Annotated in this window: 16 protein-coding genes and 3 pseudogenes; 7 read left to right on the top strand and 12 right to left on the bottom strand. The window is 55.6% G+C overall.

Annotation, left to right across the window (positions count from 1 at the left end):
* From uvrB to N8E89_RS02565, 5 genes are all read right to left on the bottom strand, one after another.
* Window positions 1-2,817: an excinuclease ABC subunit UvrB gene (gene uvrB, locus N8E89_RS02585; protein WP_106664003.1), complete on the bottom strand. Its 2,817-nt coding sequence runs from the start codon at window positions 2,815-2,817 to the stop codon at window positions 1-3.
* A 115-nt stretch (window positions 2,818-2,932) separates the two neighbouring features.
* Window positions 2,933-3,841 carry an HNH endonuclease gene (locus N8E89_RS02580; RefSeq protein WP_106664002.1) on the bottom strand — a complete coding sequence of 303 codons (909 nt, stop codon included), beginning with the start codon at window positions 3,839-3,841 and terminating at the stop codon, window positions 2,933-2,935.
* 124 nt (window positions 3,842-3,965) lie between these two features.
* Window positions 3,966-4,223 (bottom strand): SWEET family sugar transporter, encoded by a 258-nt coding sequence (locus N8E89_RS02575; protein WP_262261062.1) that lies wholly within the window; start codon window positions 4,221-4,223, stop codon window positions 3,966-3,968.
* A gap of 229 nt (window positions 4,224-4,452) precedes the next feature.
* Complete coding sequence (locus tag N8E89_RS02570) at window positions 4,453-5,517, bottom strand: alpha/beta hydrolase (protein WP_315975671.1); 1,065 nt, start codon at window positions 5,515-5,517, stop codon at window positions 4,453-4,455.
* A gap of 133 nt (window positions 5,518-5,650) precedes the next feature.
* Window positions 5,651-6,847 carry a mandelate racemase/muconate lactonizing enzyme family protein gene (locus tag N8E89_RS02565; RefSeq protein WP_262261061.1) on the bottom strand — a complete coding sequence of 399 codons (1,197 nt, stop codon included), beginning with the start codon at window positions 6,845-6,847 and terminating at the stop codon, window positions 5,651-5,653.
* 224 nt (window positions 6,848-7,071) lie between these two features.
* On the opposite strand from N8E89_RS02565, the gene N8E89_RS02560 reads away from it, so the two are divergent.
* Window positions 7,072-7,410 (top strand): acyl-CoA thioesterase, encoded by a 339-nt coding sequence (locus N8E89_RS02560; RefSeq protein WP_162707074.1) that lies wholly within the window; start codon window positions 7,072-7,074, stop codon window positions 7,408-7,410.
* A 1-nt stretch (window position 7,411) separates the two neighbouring features.
* Here N8E89_RS02560 and N8E89_RS02555 read toward each other — a convergent pair whose 3' ends face one another.
* Window positions 7,412-7,834: a VOC family protein gene (locus N8E89_RS02555; RefSeq protein ID WP_106663997.1), complete on the bottom strand. Its 423-nt coding sequence runs from the start codon at window positions 7,832-7,834 to the stop codon at window positions 7,412-7,414.
* 217 nt (window positions 7,835-8,051) lie between these two features.
* Window positions 8,052-9,044: an extensin-like domain-containing protein gene (locus tag N8E89_RS28960; RefSeq protein ID WP_315975670.1), complete on the bottom strand. Its 993-nt coding sequence runs from the start codon at window positions 9,042-9,044 to the stop codon at window positions 8,052-8,054.
* 201 nt (window positions 9,045-9,245) lie between these two features.
* Here N8E89_RS28960 and N8E89_RS02545 point away from each other — a divergent pair, with 201 nt between their 5' ends.
* Window positions 9,246-9,596 (top strand): DMT family protein, encoded by a 351-nt coding sequence (locus N8E89_RS02545; RefSeq protein ID WP_106663995.1) that lies wholly within the window; start codon window positions 9,246-9,248, stop codon window positions 9,594-9,596.
* Here the strand turns inward: N8E89_RS02545 and N8E89_RS02540 are convergent.
* Window positions 9,586-10,476, bottom strand: coding sequence for a DMT family transporter (locus N8E89_RS02540; RefSeq protein ID WP_262261060.1), 891 nt, complete (start codon window positions 10,474-10,476; stop codon window positions 9,586-9,588). The two genes, N8E89_RS02545 and N8E89_RS02540, sit on opposite strands and share 11 nt — an antisense overlap.
* Before the next feature lie 87 nt (window positions 10,477-10,563).
* On the bottom strand, window positions 10,564-11,709 hold the full coding sequence (locus tag N8E89_RS02535) for a PQQ-dependent sugar dehydrogenase (RefSeq protein WP_112759764.1): 1,146 nt from the start codon (window positions 11,707-11,709) through the stop codon (window positions 10,564-10,566).
* Window positions 11,710-11,994: 285 nt separating this feature from the next.
* Between N8E89_RS02535 and greA the strand changes: the two are divergent.
* The 3 genes and pseudogenes from greA to N8E89_RS02520 all read left to right on the top strand — a co-directional run bounded on the left by greA (window position 11,995) and on the right by N8E89_RS02520 (window position 14,264).
* Window positions 11,995-12,469, top strand: a pseudogene (greA, locus tag N8E89_RS02530) (transcription elongation factor GreA).
* A gap of 5 nt (window positions 12,470-12,474) precedes the next feature.
* Window positions 12,475-13,536, top strand: a complete 1,062-nt coding sequence (locus N8E89_RS02525; RefSeq protein ID WP_106663991.1) for a glycosyltransferase family 4 protein — start codon at window positions 12,475-12,477, stop codon at window positions 13,534-13,536.
* The gene (locus N8E89_RS02520) at window positions 13,533-14,264 is read left to right on the top strand and encodes a glycosyltransferase family 25 protein (RefSeq protein ID WP_245448730.1); all 732 of its coding nucleotides are present in this window, start codon (window positions 13,533-13,535) and stop codon (window positions 14,262-14,264) included. The genes N8E89_RS02525 and N8E89_RS02520 overlap by 4 nt, the downstream gene beginning before the upstream one ends.
* On the opposite strand, the pseudogene N8E89_RS02515 reads toward N8E89_RS02520, so the two are convergent.
* Window positions 14,261-14,732, bottom strand: a pseudogene (locus N8E89_RS02515) (Lrp/AsnC family transcriptional regulator). The gene N8E89_RS02520 and the pseudogene N8E89_RS02515 sit on opposite strands and share 4 nt — an antisense overlap.
* Window positions 14,733-14,823: 91 nt before the next feature.
* Window positions 14,824-16,224, bottom strand: a complete 1,401-nt coding sequence (locus tag N8E89_RS02510) for a TrkH family potassium uptake protein (RefSeq protein ID WP_262261059.1) — start codon at window positions 16,222-16,224, stop codon at window positions 14,824-14,826.
* Between the two features lie 278 nt (window positions 16,225-16,502).
* On the opposite strand from N8E89_RS02510, the gene trxB reads away from it, so the two are divergent.
* Both trxB and N8E89_RS02500 read left to right on the top strand, forming a co-directional pair.
* Window positions 16,503-17,477 carry a thioredoxin-disulfide reductase gene (gene trxB, locus N8E89_RS02505; RefSeq protein WP_106663988.1) on the top strand — a complete coding sequence of 325 codons (975 nt, stop codon included), beginning with the start codon at window positions 16,503-16,505 and terminating at the stop codon, window positions 17,475-17,477.
* A 59-nt stretch (window positions 17,478-17,536) separates the two neighbouring features.
* Window positions 17,537-18,434: pseudogene (locus tag N8E89_RS02500) on the top strand (LysR family transcriptional regulator).
* Window positions 18,435-18,772: 338 nt separating this feature from the next.
* Here the strand turns inward: N8E89_RS02500 and msrP are convergent.
* A complete protein-coding gene (gene msrP, locus N8E89_RS02495) occupies window positions 18,773-19,753 on the bottom strand; it encodes a protein-methionine-sulfoxide reductase catalytic subunit MsrP (protein ID WP_113172163.1) in 981 nt (326 codons plus the stop codon).
* Between the last annotated feature and the right edge of the window lie 63 nt (window positions 19,754-19,816).

Below are 19,816 nucleotides of genomic sequence, written 5' to 3'. Positions count from 1 at the left end.
CTACCGCCCAGGACGTCCTGTCTTGCCTGGACGGCGCTTTTTACGTGCGTCGCTCGCATCTTCATAGGAACCCGCGCCAGTTCGTTCACGACGGATGATCGTTTGATCGTTCCGGTTCGTGCCTGTAAATGCCGGCTTTTCGGGCACATTGCCGATAACGGGCTTTTCCGTGCGTCCAACCGTCATTTCATCGAGCGAGTTCTTGCGGAACACACCCGGTCCAAGCGGACGGGTGGTGTCGCCGCCCATCTCGTCGAGATGCGGTTTGCGGAAAAGCGCGGAATCCTTGTCATTCTCGTCCGTCACCACGCGGTGCATGGCGCGGCCGGCATTGTGCCTGCCCTTGGTGCGGCCCGTGACCGGACTTTCCATCTCGACTTCGCGCGCCATCGGATCATCCGAGATAGCCAACTCCATCTCGCGCAAACGCTTGATTTCATCGCGTAACCGGGCCGCGACCTCGAAATCGAGATCATCTGCGGCGTCGCGCATCTGCTTCATCAGATGTTCGAGATGGGCTTTCAGATTGTTGCCCATCATCGCGCCGGATTCAGCAAAATCAGAAATATCGGCGCGAACGTGGTCGCGTTCATAGACGCTGTTAAGAATATCGCCGATGTTCTTCTTGATGCTGGCGGGCGTGATGCCATGTTCGGTGTTGTAGGCCTCCTGCTTCTCGCGGCGGCGATTGGTTTCCGCCATCGCACGCTCCATCGAACCCGTGACATGATCAGCATAAAGGATGACCTTGCCGTCCACGTTCCGCGCCGCCCGGCCAATGGTCTGGATCAATGAGGTTTCAGAACGCAGGAAGCCTTCCTTGTCCGCATCGAGAATAGCGACAAAGCCGCATTCCGGAATGTCCAGACCCTCGCGCAGCAGGTTGATACCGACAAGCACATCGAATGCACCAAGGCGCAGATCGCGCAGAATCTCAATACGTTCGAGAGTGTCGATGTCCGAGTGCATGTAGCGAACCCGGATACCCTGTTCGTGCAGGTATTCGGTCAGGTCTTCAGCCATGCGCTTGGTGAGAACCGTGACAAGTGTGCGATAGCCCTTTGCCGAGGTTTCACGGATTTCACCAAGAACGTCGTCAACTTGAGATTTGGCTGGGCGTACTTCCACTGGCGGATCGATCAGGCCAGTCGGGCGGATGACCTGTTCGGCGAAAACACCGCCGGACTCTTCCATTTCCCAAGTGCTCGGCGTAGCAGATACCGCGACAGTTTGCGGGCGCATGGCATCCCATTCCTCAAACCGCAAAGGTCGGTTGTCCATGCAAGAGGGCAGGCGAAACCCGTACTCAGCCAGCGTTGCCTTGCGGCGGAAGTCGCCTTTATACATGGCGCCGATCTGCGGAACTGTCACATGGCTCTCGTCGATGAATACAAGGGCGTTGTCGGGAATGTATTCGAACAACGTTGGTGGTGGTTCGCCCGGTTTGCGGCCGGTGAGATAGCGCGAGTAGTTTTCGATGCCGGCGCAAGACCCTGTTGCCTCCAGCATCTCCAGGTCGAACGTGCAGCGCTGCTCCAGCCGTTGCGCTTCGAGCAAGCGTCCGGCTGCATTCAGTTCGACAAGGCGATGTTTCAGTTCCTCCTTGATCGACTTGATGGCCTGGTTGAGCGTCGGGCGAGGGGTCACGTAGTGCGAGTTGGCATAGATTTTCACCGAGCGCAGGTCGCCGGTCTTCTGGCCAGTGAGCGGGTCAAATTCGGTGATTGCCTCGATCTCGTCACCGAACATGGAAATGCGCCATGCCCGATCTTCCAGGTGGGCAGGAAAGAGTTCGATCGTGTCGCCGCGAACCCGGAACGAGCCACGGGTGAAATCCATCTCACGCCGCTTGTATTGCTGCGCCACCAGATCGGCGAGAAGGGCGCGCTGGTCCAGACGGTCGCCGATCTTCATTTCGAAGGTCATGGCCGTATAGGTTTCGACTGAACCGATACCATAAATGCACGAAACCGAGGCGACGATGATGACATCGTCGCGCTCTAACAGGGATCGGGTGGCTGAGTGGCGCATCCGGTCGATCTGTTCATTGACCGACGATTCCTTCTCGATATAGGTGTCAGAACGCGGCACATAGGCTTCCGGCTGGTAATAATCGTAATAGGATACGAAATATTCCACTGCATTATTCGGGAAGAAAGATTTGAATTCGCCGTAAAGCTGGGCCGCCAATGTCTTGTTCGGCGCCAGGATCAAGGCGGGCCTTTGCGTTTCCTCAATCACCTTGGCCATGGTGAAGGTCTTGCCCGACCCGGTGACGCCAAGCAGAACCTGTGTCTTGTCATTCTCTTTGATCCCATCAACGAGATCATGGATAGCGGTCGGCTGGTCGCCGGACGGTGTGAACTCCGTTTCCATCCGTATCTGGATACCGCCTTCGGATTTTTCCGGACGGGCAGGCCGATGCGGAGCCCAAGCGGTTCCATTCTTGAACAGCGGATTTCCGCTTTCGATCAGGGCGGAAAGGGCTGCAACGGTGGCGGTGGCCCCGCCGGGCATGATGCTGCCTGCGTCTTCCAATCCGATATCGAGCCCAGCCACGGGATTAAGACCTGCAGCGGCGCGTGTCTTCGGGTCGGTCGAGCCGCCAATAGAGGTGCCGCGTGAAGTGCGCGACGCGCTGGATTGGGTGCTTCCGGCCCTGGCTGGCCTTGGGGCTTTCGGCTTGGCTTTGACCGTCTCTTCAGTGATCTGCTTTGCCCAGTCACTGATTGAACCGGATAGCGGTGAGCCTTCCAGTTCGGGTTGAGGCGCTTCGCCGAAACCGTCAGCGTTATATTTGTCAGGAGATTTAACCATAGGTTGAATATGGGAGGAGTCCGGTGAAATGGAAAGAGTGGAGTTTTGAAAAGTGCCGGACCTTGACATGCTCCTGACACAAGGTTGTCAGGAGCATGTCCGATGCACCGATTCATCACCAGCGCTCAAATATATGTTCGCGATGGTAGCGGAGAAAATCGGGGTGAGGGTGGTGGATGTCATTCTTGGGCAGATCGATTTTCCCGGATTCATTTATGAGCCTATCGATCGCCGAATAATTATAGCGAGATGATCTGATGATCTGGTGGTCGCTACCGATTGAGATCAGACCCTTGTCGAACATCCAGTGTATAGTCCGCAAAAGCGCGATGCCGTTAATGACAGAATCCGGACCGGAATCCTTGACGGGTTTGATGTGGGCGCATTCAATCTCATGACTGCCATCGGGCGCAGGCAGGGAAATCCCTGTCATCGCGCATTTCCATTCGTATGCTTCCCCCACGAGCTTGCTGAAGACCCGGTCTCGAAGAATGCGCGAGGTCAGGAATCGGTCCCGTTCCAACGGTTCAGGAGGATCCTCAGCAAAGCCGGAATAGGTAACTGGGGGAATGGCGCATTCTTCTAACGCCGAGAATCCATCGAATCCCGCTTCCACAATGCGGTTATATTCCTGACCTGACAAGGCACGAACTCGCTGTTGGTTCGCATGCTTGTTCAAACTGCCATCCGACTCCAACATGCTTTTTTCATAATAGAATTTGCGATCGAGCTGAGGGTCAAATACGCTGAAGGGTACGCTTGGGAACTCGGAATAATATTCGAGGGTTGCATCGGAATAACCCGGGGCATCAAGTGTTGGATGCACTGAGACAACGCGTGCTCTGGCAAAGTATCCTGCCGGTCTGCCTCCCCGTTCGCCAGCGCGCCGGGCAGGCTGGTAGTAGATAATCCAATCGTTCAGGGCGCTGTAGACAATGTTTAAGTGTTTATTCTCAAAACAAAACCGCTCGTGGATGGGGCGATGGTACTCTTCTTTCGATCTGATCTGGAATATTGCAGGCATTCAGCCGGTGTTCACCTGTTGAAACTTGGATCTGTTTCAACATGGAGATACCCGGTGGGAAGGGAAACTCACCCGGAATTGCATTTTACATCCTCATTCAATCTGCAATAGCAATCGAATTGTTTCAGCCGTAGCGAAGCTTCAGACCAAGGATGGTGAGAATAAGCAGCAGCGTCGTTCCGTTCGCGGCTACGACCGGCCAGGAACTGATCATCATCCCATACACCAACCACAGGAAAACACCCAAAACGAGCGAGACATTGGTGACGAGCGAAATGCTCGCTGTATCTCGATGCCGGACGATCCTGATGATCTGCGGGATCCAGCACAGGGTGGTAATCACGGCAGCAAGGCTGCCGATAAGCTCGATATGGAGAGGCACGGATCGATCTTTCAAAAGGGGAGGAATGCAATTGATATATGAGCGGATTCTTCTGAAAAATATAGCGGAATCATGACGCAAAGTTCGTGCGCGAACAATTTATTTTTTGCGCGCTATCATGTTCTATCGCCGCGCGCCCAGCAGCCGCGCCGGAAGGTAAATTACCAGCGAAGCTGCGCCGGTAATGGCTGAGGTGCCGTCGGCCAGGATGGCTTGTCCGGTCGGGGTCTCATCTCCTTGGAGGATCTCGCCGCGACAGCTGCCCGCTGCGGGACATTGCCATGAGCGTTGGAGAGCTGGCGAAGACGCCGTGCGACCCGCCATCGAGGGACGAAGCGTCCAAAACCAGAATGCCGAGTTTCTGCAGCATGGGGATGCTGGAGCCATCGCCGACGCGCGCATGGCCGCCAGTGATGCGGCCCGATACGTTCAATGCGCGGTCCGCACGCGAAACAAGGACGACAAACGGTCTTGGTAATTTGCCGATGTCCGCCACTTGCGACTGAAATACGTCGACGTCGATATCGGGTGCTGCAAGCATCACGCCGGACAAACGACGGAGCACATCGTGATGACCTGTCTCTGCAAGCTTGGTGAGCGCTTCCATGACGACAAACGAGCCCATCGAATGGCCAACGAGCAAGACTCTACTAGCCTTCGCCTTGGTGAGAAGCTGCAGGAGCTCGGCCAAACCCTCGCGGCCGTAAGTTGCACTGTCACGGTCATAAACATACAGACCCAGCGCCGCAGCCGACGGCCAGGAATAGTGGACTGCGACGGCGGGAAGGGCGTAGTCATAAGCGATCTGGGCCTGGCGAAAGACGCTGTCGGCGAAATTATTGTTATAGCCGTGGACAAAAATGAAGATTTCGCGCTTTTCGGCAGGCCGTCTTGCAAGCTCCGCGTTGATCCTGTCGATGAAGATCTGTCGGTTGTCCAAAGGCTGGAAAGTGGTTGCCGCAAAATGCCGGGCCGGATTTGGCTTGCTGTTCGATTTTTCCACCTCTCCGTTCTTATGATTGGGGGGAATGCCGATATCGACGCGCGCAAAGTTCAAGGACGGCGAACGTTTCGATGTGTAGGGCAGGGACAAGTCGCCCGAACGCTCACGGCTGGTCGCAACGAAAACGGGTATAATCGCTTTCGGGCCGGTCTTGTCGTTGACAAGCGGTGCTGGAACCGCGGCACTTGATTTGACGACGTTTTCGGGTTCGAGGCCAAGAACAGCGCGCCCGCCACAACCGGCGAGCATAAGCATGACAAGAAATAACGCTGACAAGCGCGAAACAGTCATGACTTCAACTCCGAACCGCAGTCGCCACGATTTAGAAACAGCATTTAGCTGATGCTGCAACCCAAAAGCGATCACGGTGGCCCGGTAGCCTACTCGCGTGACAATTTTTCAACATCTGTCATCTTGCACACTCTCAGACAACCAGGGGGTCGCGCGCCATATTGAGATGAAGCTCATGCCCCAAATACGCGTTGGCTTCGGCCACGGGTTCATTCAGTTCCACACCAAGGCCCGGCGCCAAGGATGGGATGACATAGCCATTTTCCCAGTGGATGGGCTTCTTCAGGATCTCGGCGTGGAAGCCACTGAAAGCCTGGATACATTCGAGAATAAGGAAGTTCGGGCTGCACGTAGAAATTTGGATGTTGGCCGCTCCAATGATCGGCCCGCAATAGAGATGCGGCGCAATCTGTGCGTGAAATGTCTCGGCCATGCCCGCAATCTTCTTGGCCTCAAGAATACCGCCGACACGGCCAAGATTCATCTGCAAGATGTTGGCTGCCCTGTTCACCAGCAAGCGCTGAAACTCATACTTCGTCGTTAGCCGCTCTCCGGCAGCGACGGGAATGGACGTGTGCTGCTGCACATAGCCCATATTCTCCGGCATATCCGGCGGTACCGGTTCCTCCAGCCAAAGTGGATCATAGGGTTCGAGCCGCTTTGCCAGCCGTACCGCGCTGGTCGGCGTCATTTGACCATGGGTGCCAAACAACAGATCGGCCTTGGAGCCGACGGCCTCGCGCACGAGACGAACGAATTTTTCGCCAAGATCGAGCTGTTCAAGCGACAGTTGACGGGGATCGAAAGACGTATAGCGAGCAACCGGGTCGAATTTCACCGCGGTATAGCCTTGCGCGACATATTCGGCCGCGCGCTCTGCCGAGGCTTCAGCGTTCCAGTAAATTGCTGAGGTCTCTCCCAATTCCGGCTTCGGATAGAGATAGGTGTAGCTGCGCAACCGCTCATGAACCCTGCCGCCCAGCAGTTCGTAGACAGGTTTGTCGGCTTCCTTGCCGATAATGTCCCAGCAAGCCATTTCGAGCGCGGAAACCGCACCCATGATCGTCACATCAGGGCGCTGAGTGAAGCCACCAGAATAGGCGCGGCGGAAAAAACGTTCAATGTGGTGGGGGTCTTCGCCGATGAGCCAACGTTCTGCCAGATCCTCAATGACCTTGCGCATTACTTGCGGACTGATGGTCGAATTGTAGGCTTCACCGTAGCCGACAACGCCGGAATCGGTCGTGAGTTTGACAAAGAGGAACCAAGTGCCGCCAAAGGACGGCGGTGGATTGCTGACCACGAAGGTTCTTACGTCGGTAACTTTCATGGCATCCTCCTGAAGTTTGTCGCAAGGGTAGACTAGGCCAAGCCTGGGGGAATGCCGAAACCGCGCAACGACCCGCGATGTCGGGATTTCGACAGTTCTTGCGTGAGCCCCTTTTCAATCCCGTTGCCGCATCGCATCATAGGCTCGACTGCAACCACCAATGGAGACCGCAATTGACCGAAGAGACGAAGCCTACTGGCGAATTGACGCTACGTACACTCGCCATGCCGGCCGATGCCAATGCTGCCGGAGATATATTCGGCGGCTGGGTTATGGCGCAGATGGATCTGTCCTGCGGCATGCGGGCGGCGGAACGGGCGAGGGGGCGTGTGGTTACGGCAGCAGTCAAGGAAATGGCCTTCGCCAAACCGGTCAAGATTGGCGATACGCTGTGTGTCTATACGCATATCGCTCATGTCGGGCGGACGTCGATCACGCTCAAGGTCGAGGCCTGGGCACAGCGCTATCTCTCGGATCTGATGGAACTCGTTACCCACGCCGATTTTGTCATGGTCGCGCTTGATAAGAGTGGCAAGCCGACGCCAGTGCCGACCGAGATCTGACCTAGCCTTGGCTGCCAATCATATATTTATCCCAGAATCCGGCTGCGGCTTCAGTCTGTTCGACAATATCGATCCAAAGGCCCGAAGGGTCATGAAAACCAAAACGGCGCTGACCGAAGGGCTCATCCGTAAGGGGATACTCTATCTCGAGGCCGGTGGCACTGATCGTTTCAAATGCAGCCTTGGCGTCATCAACCTGTAGTTCAAAACATATGCCCTTGCCGTTGAAATTTTCCGGACCGGGCGGTGCGGATGGGTGATCCGGACTCATAAAAGCGATCGAAGCGGACTGGTCTTCCGTCGTGAGCCAGGAGATCCACGTGCTGTCAAAGCCGCTGATGAAACCCATATGACGAATCCAGAAATCACGGCATGCTTCCTTGCGATGGGTGACGATGATCGGATAGCGGTCGGTAAAATGCATGGTGTCCTCCCGGGATTACGAATCATCGCATTAAACAAGCCTCGAAAAGCCGGTGGCAAGTAGTGTTTGTCAGGAGACTGACATTGGGGCACGTTCCCATTTTAGTTGTGAAATTGCGACTACAGCAATCAAGACCTGACCGGCTTTTGGTCTTCAAGGGCCTGACATGGTTCGTTGAATGCCGCGAATATGGCTGCAAGCCTGGCGCCGCGCGGCATTAACGGCAGGCTCGGTGGCCGCTTCGGCGTTGCATCAGGTCGAAATGGAAATGATCACGGTGGAACCTGTCATAGCCAGGGCCGAGCACGGTGGTGAAATAATCGCATGCGTCGGAGCGAACAGTATTCAGGAGGCCCCGTTGCCGAAAGGCAAAGAGGCCCGGTTTCTGCACCTTGATGTCGCGACCACTATTGAGCGTAATCCTGGCAATATCGAGCGCGTTGCCCTTAGAGTGTTCCGACATGGCCCTTCCACGTTGATTGCTCATGGTGCGGCAGGAATAACTCGATGCCTGATGAATCGTATTGATCCCCGAGAGGTAGCGCAGCCGCGTCGAAGGCGAGAGATCGCCCTTGACCCAGCGAGCGAAGGCAAGTGTCATCTGGCAGTTTAGTGTCGCGCTCGGCTTCAGTTTAATCCGCCCACTCGAGAATCCACTGACCGTGAGCGGATGGTCTATACGGCATACGCCCCCGTCGTTGATCGGTTCGCGTTCCTGAAAGACAACGCCAAGCCGTTTCAGCTGCGTGCGACAGGCGACCTCGCTTCCTGGCAGGGCCAGGGCACTCTCACCGCGGGCAATGGGGTCGCGAATACCCCCGGGATAACCATAGCTTTCGGCATCATCGGAAGCCGGTTCTGATTCCGGCAAGGAATAGGGTTTCGGCTCGGCGGCCGGCGGGGTGTCTGGTACGACTAGCGTATCCGGCTGCTGTCCGGCGTCCGGCACGGATAGGACTTCGGGCTCTTGTGCGGTGAATTCTCCTGATTGCGGGGTGGATAGTTGTTCGGTTTCCTCACTCGCCACTTGCTGGCTCTCCTCGCTCGCCAGCGATTGATCAGCCACGGATGTGTGCGTGCCATTGCCCACATCGACCAGTGGACGCCTGACATCACCCATGCCACAGGCGCTGAGCGCCGCGCAGATACACAGAACCAGAATGGTTGAAAGGCGCTTCAAGTGCAAAGCGGACGACAACGCAAAACTCATGTCACCACATCCCATTTGCCCGATACGCAGGCGGATGCAGTTAAAAATAGTGGCAAATTGTAAAGGAAAGGTCAGCGCGCGAATTAACGTCTGCGTCGGGAATGCGGCGTCATTTTACATTGAATTGGCTTGATTTTGCTGTATTCAGCACTGCGTTAGTGCACTGCACAATGCCCGATCCTTCCTCCCGAAAGAACCATCATGCCAACCTTCCTTTCGCCTTCCATCCTGCCCATAATATTTCTTATCGCTTCAAATGTATTCATGACCTTCGCCTGGTACGGGCATCTGAAATATCCGGCGGCAGCGCTCACTCCAGTTGTTTTCATCAGCTGGGGCATCGCGTTGGTAGAATACTGGTTCGCCGTTCCGGCAAATCGAATCGGACATGCGGTTTATTCGACAGCCGAACTCAAGACGATGCAGGAAGTGATCACGCTGGTCGTCTTCAGCCTGTTCTCAGTGTTTTACCTGAAGGAGTCGTTCACTTGGCAGCATGTGGCCGGTTTCGTTCTGATCGCCGGAGGGGCAACGCTGATCTTCAAGGCCTGACTTCGGTTCTGCTTCGCAGGGCCGGGATCAATTCAACCGTAATCATTGCCATGAAGATGAGCGCGCAACCGATCGCACCCTGAAGTGACATGCGCTCTCCCATAATAAGTGCGCCGAAAAGAGCGGCGAACAATGCTTCGGACGATAGCATGATCGCAGCCTGCGGTGCAGTTGTGAAGCGCTGACCAACAGCCTGCAGCGTGAAGGCGATGCCCGACGAGATGACCCCCGCAAAGAGAATTTCCGGTGCAGCGGCAATAATGGAGAAGAGTTCAGTGCGTTCCGTTCCAAGCGTTACGATGAAGCCAAGCACGGCGCATACGGCGAACTGCACAAGCGAAAGCATGATCGGCCGGCCATTATTTGCGGCAAGGCGATTGATGAAGATGATCTGCAGCGCCCAAAAGACAGCGCATGCAACGATCAGCCAATCACCAGCCGTCAGACCTTCGAGGCGTCCCCCGGATAAGAGATAGATGCCGGCAACCGCGGTCAGCGCGCAAGGCCACACGACGGGATGTGGCCACTGCCAGAAAAGCACGACAGCGAGGAACGGCACCATGATCACATAGAGCCCGGTCAGGAAGCCGGCATTTGTGACAGACGTTGTCTGCATGCCGATCTGCTGAAGGGCCGCCCCTGCAAAAAGCAGCAATCCGATGAAGGTAAAGCCAAAATAGTCGAAACGCGATAGTTTCTTCGGGGCTGCCTTTGCTTCGCGGATCGCAAGTGGCATTACCGTAAGCGCTGCGAGCAAGAAGCGCAGGGCAATGAACATAAATGGTTCGACACTGTCCATGGCGCTGGATTGCGCCACAAAACCCAGGCCCCAGATGGCTCCCGCAGCAAGCAGCAGTATATTGGCCCGGCCATGCGTCATGATGATCCCACAGTGCTCTGCGGTTATACCCGCGAGGGATATCTACAGATTGCAATTTAATGCCGCAAGGCCAGAAATGCTGCGGTGTCAGGTTCCTGATGCGCGTGACAGCCGGATGATTTTTCCATCACTTTCATCGGTCAGAAGGTAAATCGAGCCGTCGGGTGCCACGCGGACATCCCGGATGCGTCCAAACTCGCCCTTCAAAAGGCGCTCCTCGCCTTTGATAGTCCCTTCCTCATCGCGATCAAGGCGCGACAGCAACTCAAATTTCAGCGCTCCGACGAGAAGATCACCTTTCCATTCGGGAAACATTGCCCCCTCGTACACGGCCAGGCCCGACGGTGCGATAGACGGATCCCAGTAGTAGAGTGGCTGCTCATAACCTTCGGCACTTGTGCCTTTGCCGATTTTCGCACCCGAGTAATCCTTGCCATAGGTAATGACAGGCCAACCATAGTTCTTGCCGGGCTCCGGCCGGTTGATTTCATCGCCACCCATGGCGCCATGCTCGACAGTCAGCAGGGATTGTGTGACGGGGTCCCAAGCCGCGCCTTGCGGATTGCGATGGCCCTTGGACCAAAGCTCCGGCAGTCCTTTTTTGCCATCAGCGAACGGATTGTCCGCTGGAACGGTGCCGTCCGCGTTGATCCGAAGCACGGAACCCGCGTGATCCTTGAAATTTTGCGCGCGCAGTTTGTCGCCGCGCTCGCCCATCGTTACGAATAGCTTGCCGTCGGGGGCCACAACGATACGTGAGCCAAAATGATGCGCTGTTCCGGTTTTCTTGTTCATCGAAACGAGTATCGAGACATTTTCAAGTGCCGCACTTTCCTCACTCCGAACAAGTTTGGCGCTTGCCAATGCCGTTCCTGCTCCACCCTTGCCCGGTTGCGAAAATGTAAAATAGATCCGGCTGCTTGTGGCGAAGTCGGGTGCCAAGGCGACATCGAGCAAGCCGCCCTGACCCTTGGCAACCACTTTGGGAACGTTGGCAACTGGTTTCGACACTTTGCCGCTTTTGATGATGCGCATGCTTCCTGTGCGCTCCGTCGCAAGAAGTGCCCCGTCGGCAAGAAATGCAAGACTCCACGGATGGTTGAGCCCGCCTGCTACCGTTTGAGCCGAGAGAGTGACCGTCTCGGTTTTGAAATCCTCAGCAAAAGCAGTCGAAGAAAGGGCCAACAGCGTGGCAAGGAGCGGAGCTGATTTAAAGCTCGGTGTTCGTTTCATTGGCGATCCTCCTGTCCCAACCGAGATTGCACCATTTTGTGCATATTCCTTCGACGCGGTCGTCTCACAGTGGCGTGAGGTGCCGCTCCGTTGTCAATTTGCCGAGGCGTAAAGCCCGTTGATGCGACATTTTCCACTTTCTTCGTGAAATCGCCAGAAACAGTGCTATATTAAGGGACGACTGACTGAACGGTTCCGAAGTCTTGAGCTTCGGTGGCCGTTTTCTTTTTGTGCCGCGTGGCCTCGATGGAGCGCTATTCGACACTGACTACGAAAGGAGAGGGCATGGAAAAGGTCCCGATGACTCAGGCTGGATCTCGACAAGCTCAAGGAAGAGTTGCGCTGGCGCCAACAGGAAGAGCGGCCGCGTATCATCCAGGCAATTTCGGAAGCGCGCGCCCATGGCGACCTTTCGGAGAACGCCGAGTATCACGCTGCCAAAGAAGCGCAGAGTCATAATGAAGGTCGTGTGGGTGAGCTCGAAGACTATACCGCTCGCGCGGAAATTATCGATATCTCGAAACTGTCCGGCGACAAGATCAAATTTGGCGCGACGATCCATCTGATCGACGAGGACACGGACGAAAAAAGGATCTATCAGATTGTCGGCGATCAGGAAGCTGATCCCAAAGCTGGCCGCATTTCCATTTCTTCGCCCATTGCGCGTGCACTGATCGGGAAGACTGAAGGCGAGACAATTGAAGTCAATGCACCCGGTGGTGCCCGTTCTTACGAAATCATCGGTTTCAGTTTCGTCTAGCCTTCGTGCATGATCCCCTAAGCAGCGTCGAGGTGATAGCTCCGAATTTCAAGCGCAAGCTTTCCGGAGTCACCTCGACCATCATTCAACTTATCCCCCTGCAACGCGCGAACGGCCTCAAGATCGTCACGATAGGGCCGGGGCTGCCCGCCAACCTGCCCAATATCGGCTGGATGTCGCTTCCTGGTCTCTGGTTCAACCCCAAGACAAGACCGTTCCGCATTTGGCATGCGCGCCGGAACAATGAAATGATTGCAGGCATTTTCATGCGCTCGGTCTTGCGCATGAAGCTGAAGCTACTGTTTACGTCTGCCGCGCAGCGTGATCACAAGCCCTTCACCAAATGGCTGATCCGGCAGATGAATGGCGTGATCGCGACGAGCGGCAAGTCTGGCAGTTTCCTGAAAGTGCCGCACACGGTGATCATGCACGGTGTCGACACCCATCTGTTTCACCCGCCGCAGGACGATCAGGACACATTTGAAGCATCGGGGCTTCCAGGACAGTATCTCGTTGGCTGTTCCGGCCGTATCCGGCCGTCGAAAGGCACGGACCTGTTTGTCGACGCCATGATCAATCTTCTGCCGCGCTATCCGGATTGGACGGCAGTGATGACCGGCCGGACGACTGCGGAACATAAGGGTTTCGAACAGGCACTGCGCGACAGGATTACTCGGGCCGGGCTCGCCGATCGTATCCTGTTCCTGGGGGAGGTGCCGGATGTGCGTGTCTGGTATCGCAGGATGACGCTCTACGTCGCGCCTTCACGCAACGAAGGATTTGGCCTGACACCGCTTGAGGCTATGGCATCGCAGACGGCTGTGGTCACGAGCGATGCGGGGGCCTATGCCGAGATGATCGAGCCGGGCACCGGAACTGTTGTGCCGGCCGGCGACAGTATTGCGCTTGAACAGGCGATTGCTCCCTACCTTGCGGATCCGGCAATGTGTAAAAGAGCGGGCAAGGCGGGTCTTCGCCATGTCAGGGAGAAATTCCCACTGGAAAAGGAAGCCGCCAAAGTCCTCGAAGTATATGAATACCTTTTCGACGGTGGAGCGAAACCGTGACCATCACGGCATTTATCATTCATCTCAAGCGTGCCACAAAGCGCGGCGAACATATTCGCCAGCTGATCGAGCGCTTGCCGGTAAAAGCGGAAATCATTGACGCAGTGGACGCGCTGGATCTCAGCGATGACGATATGGGCGCAGTGTACAAGCGTTCGCTGCACAGACCCTACTATCCATTCGAATTGCGTATTTCGGAAGTCGCCTGCTTCCTGTCGCACCGCAAGGCCTGGCAAACAATCGTTGACCGCAATCTCGGCGCCGGACTCGTCATCGAGGATGATGTCGATTTGGACGATGCTGCCTTTGCCGCACAATTGAAGCTGGCATTGCAAGGCATGAAATCGACCGACTATATCCGCTTTCCTCGCTGGCCAAGAGGCGAGTATGGGCAGGAAGTCGCTAAAGAAGGCGCCAACAGTGTTATCGAACCGGACCTGCCTGGGCTCGGCATGCAGATGCAGCTGGTCGGGCAGGATGCGGCGTTGGCGCTTCTCGCCGCGACAAAGCAATTCGACCGTCCGGTCGACACAACGATCCAGATGCGGTGGCTGCATCCAATACGCGTCCTGTCAGCGCGGCCGATCACAATTCGCGAGATCGATTTCAATCTCGGTGGAACAGTGGTTCAGGGCAAGAACAAGACATTGTCCGGCCGCCTGAGCCGGGAGATACTGAGACCATACTACCGCGTGAAGCTGTATCTTTATAATCGTTTTCGCCGCTAGAGAACCATCAGCGGTTCGTTCTTGACCGAACGGATCGTCAGCGACGTGCGAACCGAATCGACATTCGGTGTCGAGGTCAGCTCTTCGATGACAAAGTTTTGGAACGTGCTGAGATCGCTGGCGACGCAATGGAGCAGGAAATCAGATCTCGCCTGATACCATCCATGCCCGGCGTACAAGGATCCAGTTCTTGGTTTTTTCTGCAAAATTCTTCAGATCCGCGTCGGATTGGCGATGCAGCCGGATCATGCAGAACGCCACGATGTCCTGGCCCAAAATCGAACCATTGAGGATAGCGCGGTAGCCTTGGATGACGCCGCTTTCCTCCAGTTTGCGGACACGGCGCAAGCAGGGTGGCGCCGAAATACCTACGCGCTCGGCCAGTTCCACATTGGTGATACGGCCATTATCCTGCAACTGTTTCAGGATTTTCCAGTCAATCGCGTCGAGGTCCGCCTTCAAAGGCATATTCCATCCTGTTCCAAGAGAATTGTCGTCACCATAAGCGATTCCCCACGCTGTGTAATGTATCCCTCACAGGTTGCAAACACCTTCGGCGCTACCGGCTCCAGAAACGACGGGTGAAGAGGATGACAACGGGAATAATCTCTAGCCGCCCGGCGAGCATGAGATAACTGAGAACGATCAGGGAGGGGTCTCCCAAAGTCGAAAAATTTCCCGCAGGGCCAATTGTTTCGCCAAAGCCTGGCCCGACATTGGAGAGTGCCGTCAAGGCGCCTGTGAACGCCGTTCCCAGGTCATTTCCAAGTATTGTGAGGATAGTCGCTCCAATCACCAAGGATGACATATAGAGGAAAATGAACAGCAAGGTCGATTGAGCGACGTCTTGGGTAATTTCAGAACGGCCATAACGCATCTTTATGACGGCGTTGGGCATTATCAGGCGCGTCAGGCTTGCAGATGCCAGTTGCCACAGAATGATAAGGCGGTTGAGCTTGATCCCACCCGAGGTGGAGCCAGAGCAACTGCCGATAAAGGTAACCAGGAAGAAGATGCCGAGCGCTTCGGAGCCCCACAGTGTGTAGTCCTCCGTCGCGAAACCAGTCGTTGTTATGACGGAGACAAGGTTGAAGAACGCTGCAATCAGAGCATCGCCTGTACCGATACCGGACTCCAGTTTCAACCCGACGGCGAGGACAGCGCTGAGACCGACGATGATGACAAAGAACAGCGTTACCTGCGGATCGACGAGAGACATCAAGCGCTGCGGCATGACCGCCTTGATATAGAGCACGAAGGGCAGAGCGCCAAGGATCATGAAAATCGTGGCGATTATCAGGATCGCGCGGTTGTGGGCATAAAAGCCAAGCGACGTATCGTGCGTTGAAAAACCGGCTGTCGCCACGGTTGTCATTGCGTGATTGACGGCGTCAAACATGCCCATGCCAGCAGCAAAATAAAGCAGCGTGCAGGCCAGCGTCAGGCTGATATAGGCAAGGATAATTCCGGTGGCGATCTGATGAATACGTGGCAGGATTTTTTCGGACTTGTCGGAGGATTCCATATGCAGAAGCTGGATGCCGCCGATACGAAGCGATGGCAACAGCAAAAGACCCAATCCAACGAAGCCGAGACCCCCGAACCAGCAAAGAAGAGAACGCCACATCAATATGCCGCGGGGCATGGAATCGAGCCCGGTAAGCACTGTCGCTCCCGTCGCCGTGATGCCAGACATGGATCTGAAGAAAGCTTTGGCAAAGCTGATTGGCAATGTCGAAAAAAAGAACGGCAAGGAACCGAGCAGGGCGGCTGTCAGCCAGATGGCGACAATCAGCAAAAAGCCCAGGCGCGGGGTGAAGCGGATCTCGGGGTTACTCGTGGCCAGGCTTACCAGCCCACAGAGGACACTCGTAAAAACCGCCGACTTAACAAAAACGGCCCAATCACGATTACCGATATGAATATCGACCAGTGCCGGGACAAGCATGGTCGCAGCCATGACCAAGCCAAACCGCGCGCAAATGTTGATGATGGTGCGAAAAATGGAGTGAACCTCAGGATCGCATTTTTGACATTTCAAGCTTCATAACTGGTTCTGGCAAACCGCACAACGTGTTGGAAACCGTGCAATGCAGCATCAACCTGTGGCTAACCCGCCTATGTTATGCACAGACCTTGCAACAAAGGGGGCTCAACCACTACTTTATAGCGATTGAAGCGGACCCCGGTTCGTGCCACCTATCGTATGTAGAGAAGATATCACTTCAAGGTCTTGTTATGTCACAGCGCCATGTGCCCGTTCTTATCATCGGTTCCGGTCCCGCCGGCTATACGGCGGCGATCTATGCTGCCCGCGCAAACCTCAAGCCGCTCATCGTGGCCGGCCTGCAGCAGGGTGGCCAGCTGATGATCACGACTGATGTGGAAAACTATCCGGGCTATGCCGATACGGTGCAGGGTCCGTGGATGATGGACCAGATGCGCATCCAGGCCGAGCATGTCGGGGCCGAGATCGTTCACGACATCATCACCGAGGTCGATCTATCCGTTCGCCCGTTCCGGCTCATCGGCGACGGCGGCACACAATATACTTGCGATGCGCTGATCATCGCCACGGGCGCACAGGCGAAATGGCTCGGCATTCCTACTGAACAGGCCTTCATGGGCTTTGGCGTTTCGGCCTGTGCCACATGCGATGGCTTCTTCTATCGCAATAAGGATGTGGTGGTCGTCGGTGGCGGCAATACGGCAGTCGAAGAGGCGCTTTATCTCGCCAATCTGGCAAAGTCCGTCACGATCGTGCATCGCCGCGATCAGTTCCGCGCGGAAAAAATCCTGCAGGATCGGCTTTTCCGCAAAGAAAACATCAAAGTTATTTGGGACAATGCCATTGACGAGATCACCGGCACGGTAGCCAAGGCACCGCTTCCGGCATCGGTATCTGGCGTTCGCCTGAAGAACGTCAAGACCGGTGAAACAACGGAACTGGCCACGGACGGCGTTTTCGTCGCCATTGGCCATGCGCCAGCTGTCGAGCTTTTCAAGGGGAAACTCAAACATAAGCCGAATGGCTATCTCTGGACCGCAGCGGATTCAACCGCAACCGATGTACCGGGCGTCTTTGCCGCCGGGGATGTCACGGATGATATCTATCGTCAGGCGGTCACCGCGGCCGGAATGGGCTGCATGGCAGCCCTTGAAGCCGAGCGTTGGCTGACCGCTCAGGAACCAGTGCGTCAAGCTGCTGAATAGCAGCCGCTAGAATGGAGCTGGCCGCGATATGCGTGGCCGGAACGGGGAGAGACTGCGCGATGTCGCTTGATTGGGACAAGTTGCGAATATTTCATGCTGCTGCCGAGGCAGGGTCGTTCACCCATGCCGCCGAGACACTGCATCTGTCGCAATCGGCCATCTCCCGTCAGGTTAGTGCGCTTGAGCAGGATGTCGGTGTTCCGCTGTTTCACCGCCATGCCCGCGGTCTTATCCTGACCGAGCAGGGCGAGGTGCTCTACCGCACCGCTCATGAAGTTCTGATGAAGCTGGAAAATGTCCGCTCCCGCCTGACCGACAGCAAGGACAGACCATCTGGAAAATTGCGCGTAACGACCACGGTTGGCCTTGGTTCGGGCTGGCTGATCGAGCGCGTGCAGGAATTCATCGAGCTCTATCCTGAAGTCCAACTGCAGTTGCTCCTCGATAATGAAGAGCTCGACCTGACCATGCGTCATGCGGATTGCGCTATTCGCCTGCGTCAGCCGCAGCAGCCAGACTTGATCCAGCGCCGGCTATTTACCGTACATATGCATGTCTACGCGTCACCAGCCTATATTGCCAAGTACGGCAAGATTGAAAGTATCGAAGAGATCGATACCCATCGTATCGTCAGCTTTGGCGAACCCGCGCCGTCTTATCTTACCAATCTCAACTGGCTGGAGGTGATTGGCCGGTCGGATGGCAATTTGCGTCCGGCGGTGCTGCAGATCAACAACCTGCTGTCGATCAAGCGGGCGATCCAGAAGGGCGTCGGCCTCGGTGTCCTGCCGGACTATATGGTGGAGAAGGATTCTGACGCTGGTCCGGCTGTTGCCCGAGATGGAATTACCTTCCTTCGATACGTTTTTCTGCTATCCGGAAGGAATCAAAAACGCTGCCAAATTGCACGTGTTTCGAGATTTTCTTTTCTCGAAAGCGCGCACCTGGTCGTATTAGGATCCCTGTTTGGCTTGATTGTGAAAAGTTTTTCTTCCTAAATGTGCGATTGCCAGCAGCATGGATTTACTCATTCTGTTGATATTCGTGACTAATTTTCCAATAGTGCTCGCAAATTCACCGCTATGCGCTGTGTGCATGGGTGCGTTGCACAAATGGGTGTTGCGATCATGAGGCAAAACCTTCATATCCACGTGACTTGCCGGTGCGTCTCCTCCTCCCATTGCGCGCCCGCAAGTGTTCCCCTCTGGAGGTTTCGCCGGAAACGGCATCCTTCAAAATTTAAGGCCGGGCAATTGTCCGGCCTCTTTTCTTTTCAGGGGGTATGCCTTCACGGCTCAGCGATAGAGTGGTTCGCCCTCGAGCCCCTTATAGAGCGAAGCGACGTGTTCGCCATAGCCGTTGAACAGCAGGGTTGGCACCGTTTCTCCCGTATGCAATATGCGTTCCTGCGCTTGGCTCCAGCGTGGATGCGCGACCTCCGGGTTAACATTGGCCCAGAAGCCATATTCATTCGATGCAAGGCCTTCCCAGAAACTTACAGGGCGTTGGTCGGTAAAAGTGATCTTGCGGATCGACTTCACTGATTTGAACCCATATTTCCATGGAAGAGCTAGCCGGATAGGTGCGCCGAACTGATTGAGCAGAGGCTTGCCATAGGCGCCCGTCACGACGAATGCCAAATCATTGGCTGCTTCCGCCATAGTCACGCCCTCGACGTAGGGCCAGGTGTAGAGAAAGCCGTTCTGGCCGCTCGCCATGGACGGATCGTTGAATGTCTCGAATCGGATATATTTTGCTGAAGCCGTGGGTTTGGCAAACTCGACCAGCTTTGCGAGGGAAAAACCCGTCCATGGCACGGTCATCGACCAGGCTTCGACGCAACGATGCCGGTAAAGTCTTTCTTCCAGCGGAACTTTTGCTTCCAGATCGGCAAACGCTATCGTGAATGGTTTTTCCACCATTCCGTCAATTTCGATATCCCATGGATTGGTGATTAAGGTCTGTGCTTCCGTCCAAATGTCTTTGTCGCCGCCGAACTCATAGAAATTATTGTATTTCGAATTGATCTCTTCCGGCGTGAGGCTGCGGCCCAACTCGTAAGCCTCGTTACGCTTTGCGGGATAGAGAGCAGGGTTGCCTGCGGGTTTGCGTTCGATCTCGGCTCGCGCCGATCTAGGCAGGACTGCGCAGGTCGTGGCTGCCAGTCCGCCCAAGCCCCAGGCTTTGAGGATCGTCCGCCGATCAAGGAAGGCCTGCTCCGGTGTTGCCAGGGCCTCGGAGATTGCCCAGTGGGGCTTTCGGTGAATAGCGACCATGATTATTCCTTGCGAAGAGTTCTCGCTCCGAAAATACGCAGTTTTCCATCACTGGTTTCACAC

It is taken from the genome of Phyllobacterium sp. A18/5-2 (assembly GCF_025452215.1).
Classification (GTDB): domain Bacteria; phylum Pseudomonadota; class Alphaproteobacteria; order Rhizobiales; family Rhizobiaceae; genus Phyllobacterium; species Phyllobacterium sophorae.
The sequence above is the reverse complement of the archived record's forward strand: the minus strand, read 5'-3'. Positions and strand labels throughout refer to the sequence as shown.

What these genes read in the sequence shown, in the direction of transcription:
- uvrB (WP_106664003.1), bottom strand. Translation starts at nt 2,817, where the DNA reads ATGGTTAAATCTCCTGACAAATATAACGCTGACGGTTTCGGCGAAGCG.
- N8E89_RS02580 (WP_106664002.1), bottom strand. Translation starts at nt 3,841, where the DNA reads ATGCCTGCAATATTCCAGATCAGATCGAAAGAAGAGTACCATCGCCCC.
- N8E89_RS02570 (WP_315975671.1), bottom strand. Translation starts at nt 5,517, where the DNA reads ATGACTGTTTCGCGCTTGTCAGCGTTATTTCTTGTCATGCTTATGCTC.
- N8E89_RS02565 (WP_262261061.1), bottom strand. Translation starts at nt 6,847, where the DNA reads ATGAAAGTTACCGACGTAAGAACCTTCGTGGTCAGCAATCCACCGCCG.
- N8E89_RS02560 (WP_162707074.1), top strand. Translation starts at nt 7,072, where the DNA reads ATGCCGGCCGATGCCAATGCTGCCGGAGATATATTCGGCGGCTGGGTT.
- N8E89_RS02555 (WP_106663997.1), bottom strand. Translation starts at nt 7,834, where the DNA reads ATGCATTTTACCGACCGCTATCCGATCATCGTCACCCATCGCAAGGAA.
- N8E89_RS28960 (WP_315975670.1), bottom strand. Translation starts at nt 9,044, where the DNA reads ATGAGTTTTGCGTTGTCGTCCGCTTTGCACTTGAAGCGCCTTTCAACC.
- N8E89_RS02545 (WP_106663995.1), top strand. Translation starts at nt 9,246, where the DNA reads ATGCCAACCTTCCTTTCGCCTTCCATCCTGCCCATAATATTTCTTATC.
- N8E89_RS02540 (WP_262261060.1), bottom strand. Translation starts at nt 10,476, where the DNA reads ATGACGCATGGCCGGGCCAATATACTGCTGCTTGCTGCGGGAGCCATC.
- N8E89_RS02535 (WP_112759764.1), bottom strand. Translation starts at nt 11,709, where the DNA reads ATGAAACGAACACCGAGCTTTAAATCAGCTCCGCTCCTTGCCACGCTG.
- N8E89_RS02510 (WP_262261059.1), bottom strand. Translation starts at nt 16,224, where the DNA reads ATGGCTGCGACCATGCTTGTCCCGGCACTGGTCGATATTCATATCGGT.
- trxB (WP_106663988.1), top strand. Translation starts at nt 16,503, where the DNA reads ATGTCACAGCGCCATGTGCCCGTTCTTATCATCGGTTCCGGTCCCGCC.
- msrP (WP_113172163.1), bottom strand. Translation starts at nt 19,753, where the DNA reads ATGGTCGCTATTCACCGAAAGCCCCACTGGGCAATCTCCGAGGCCCTG.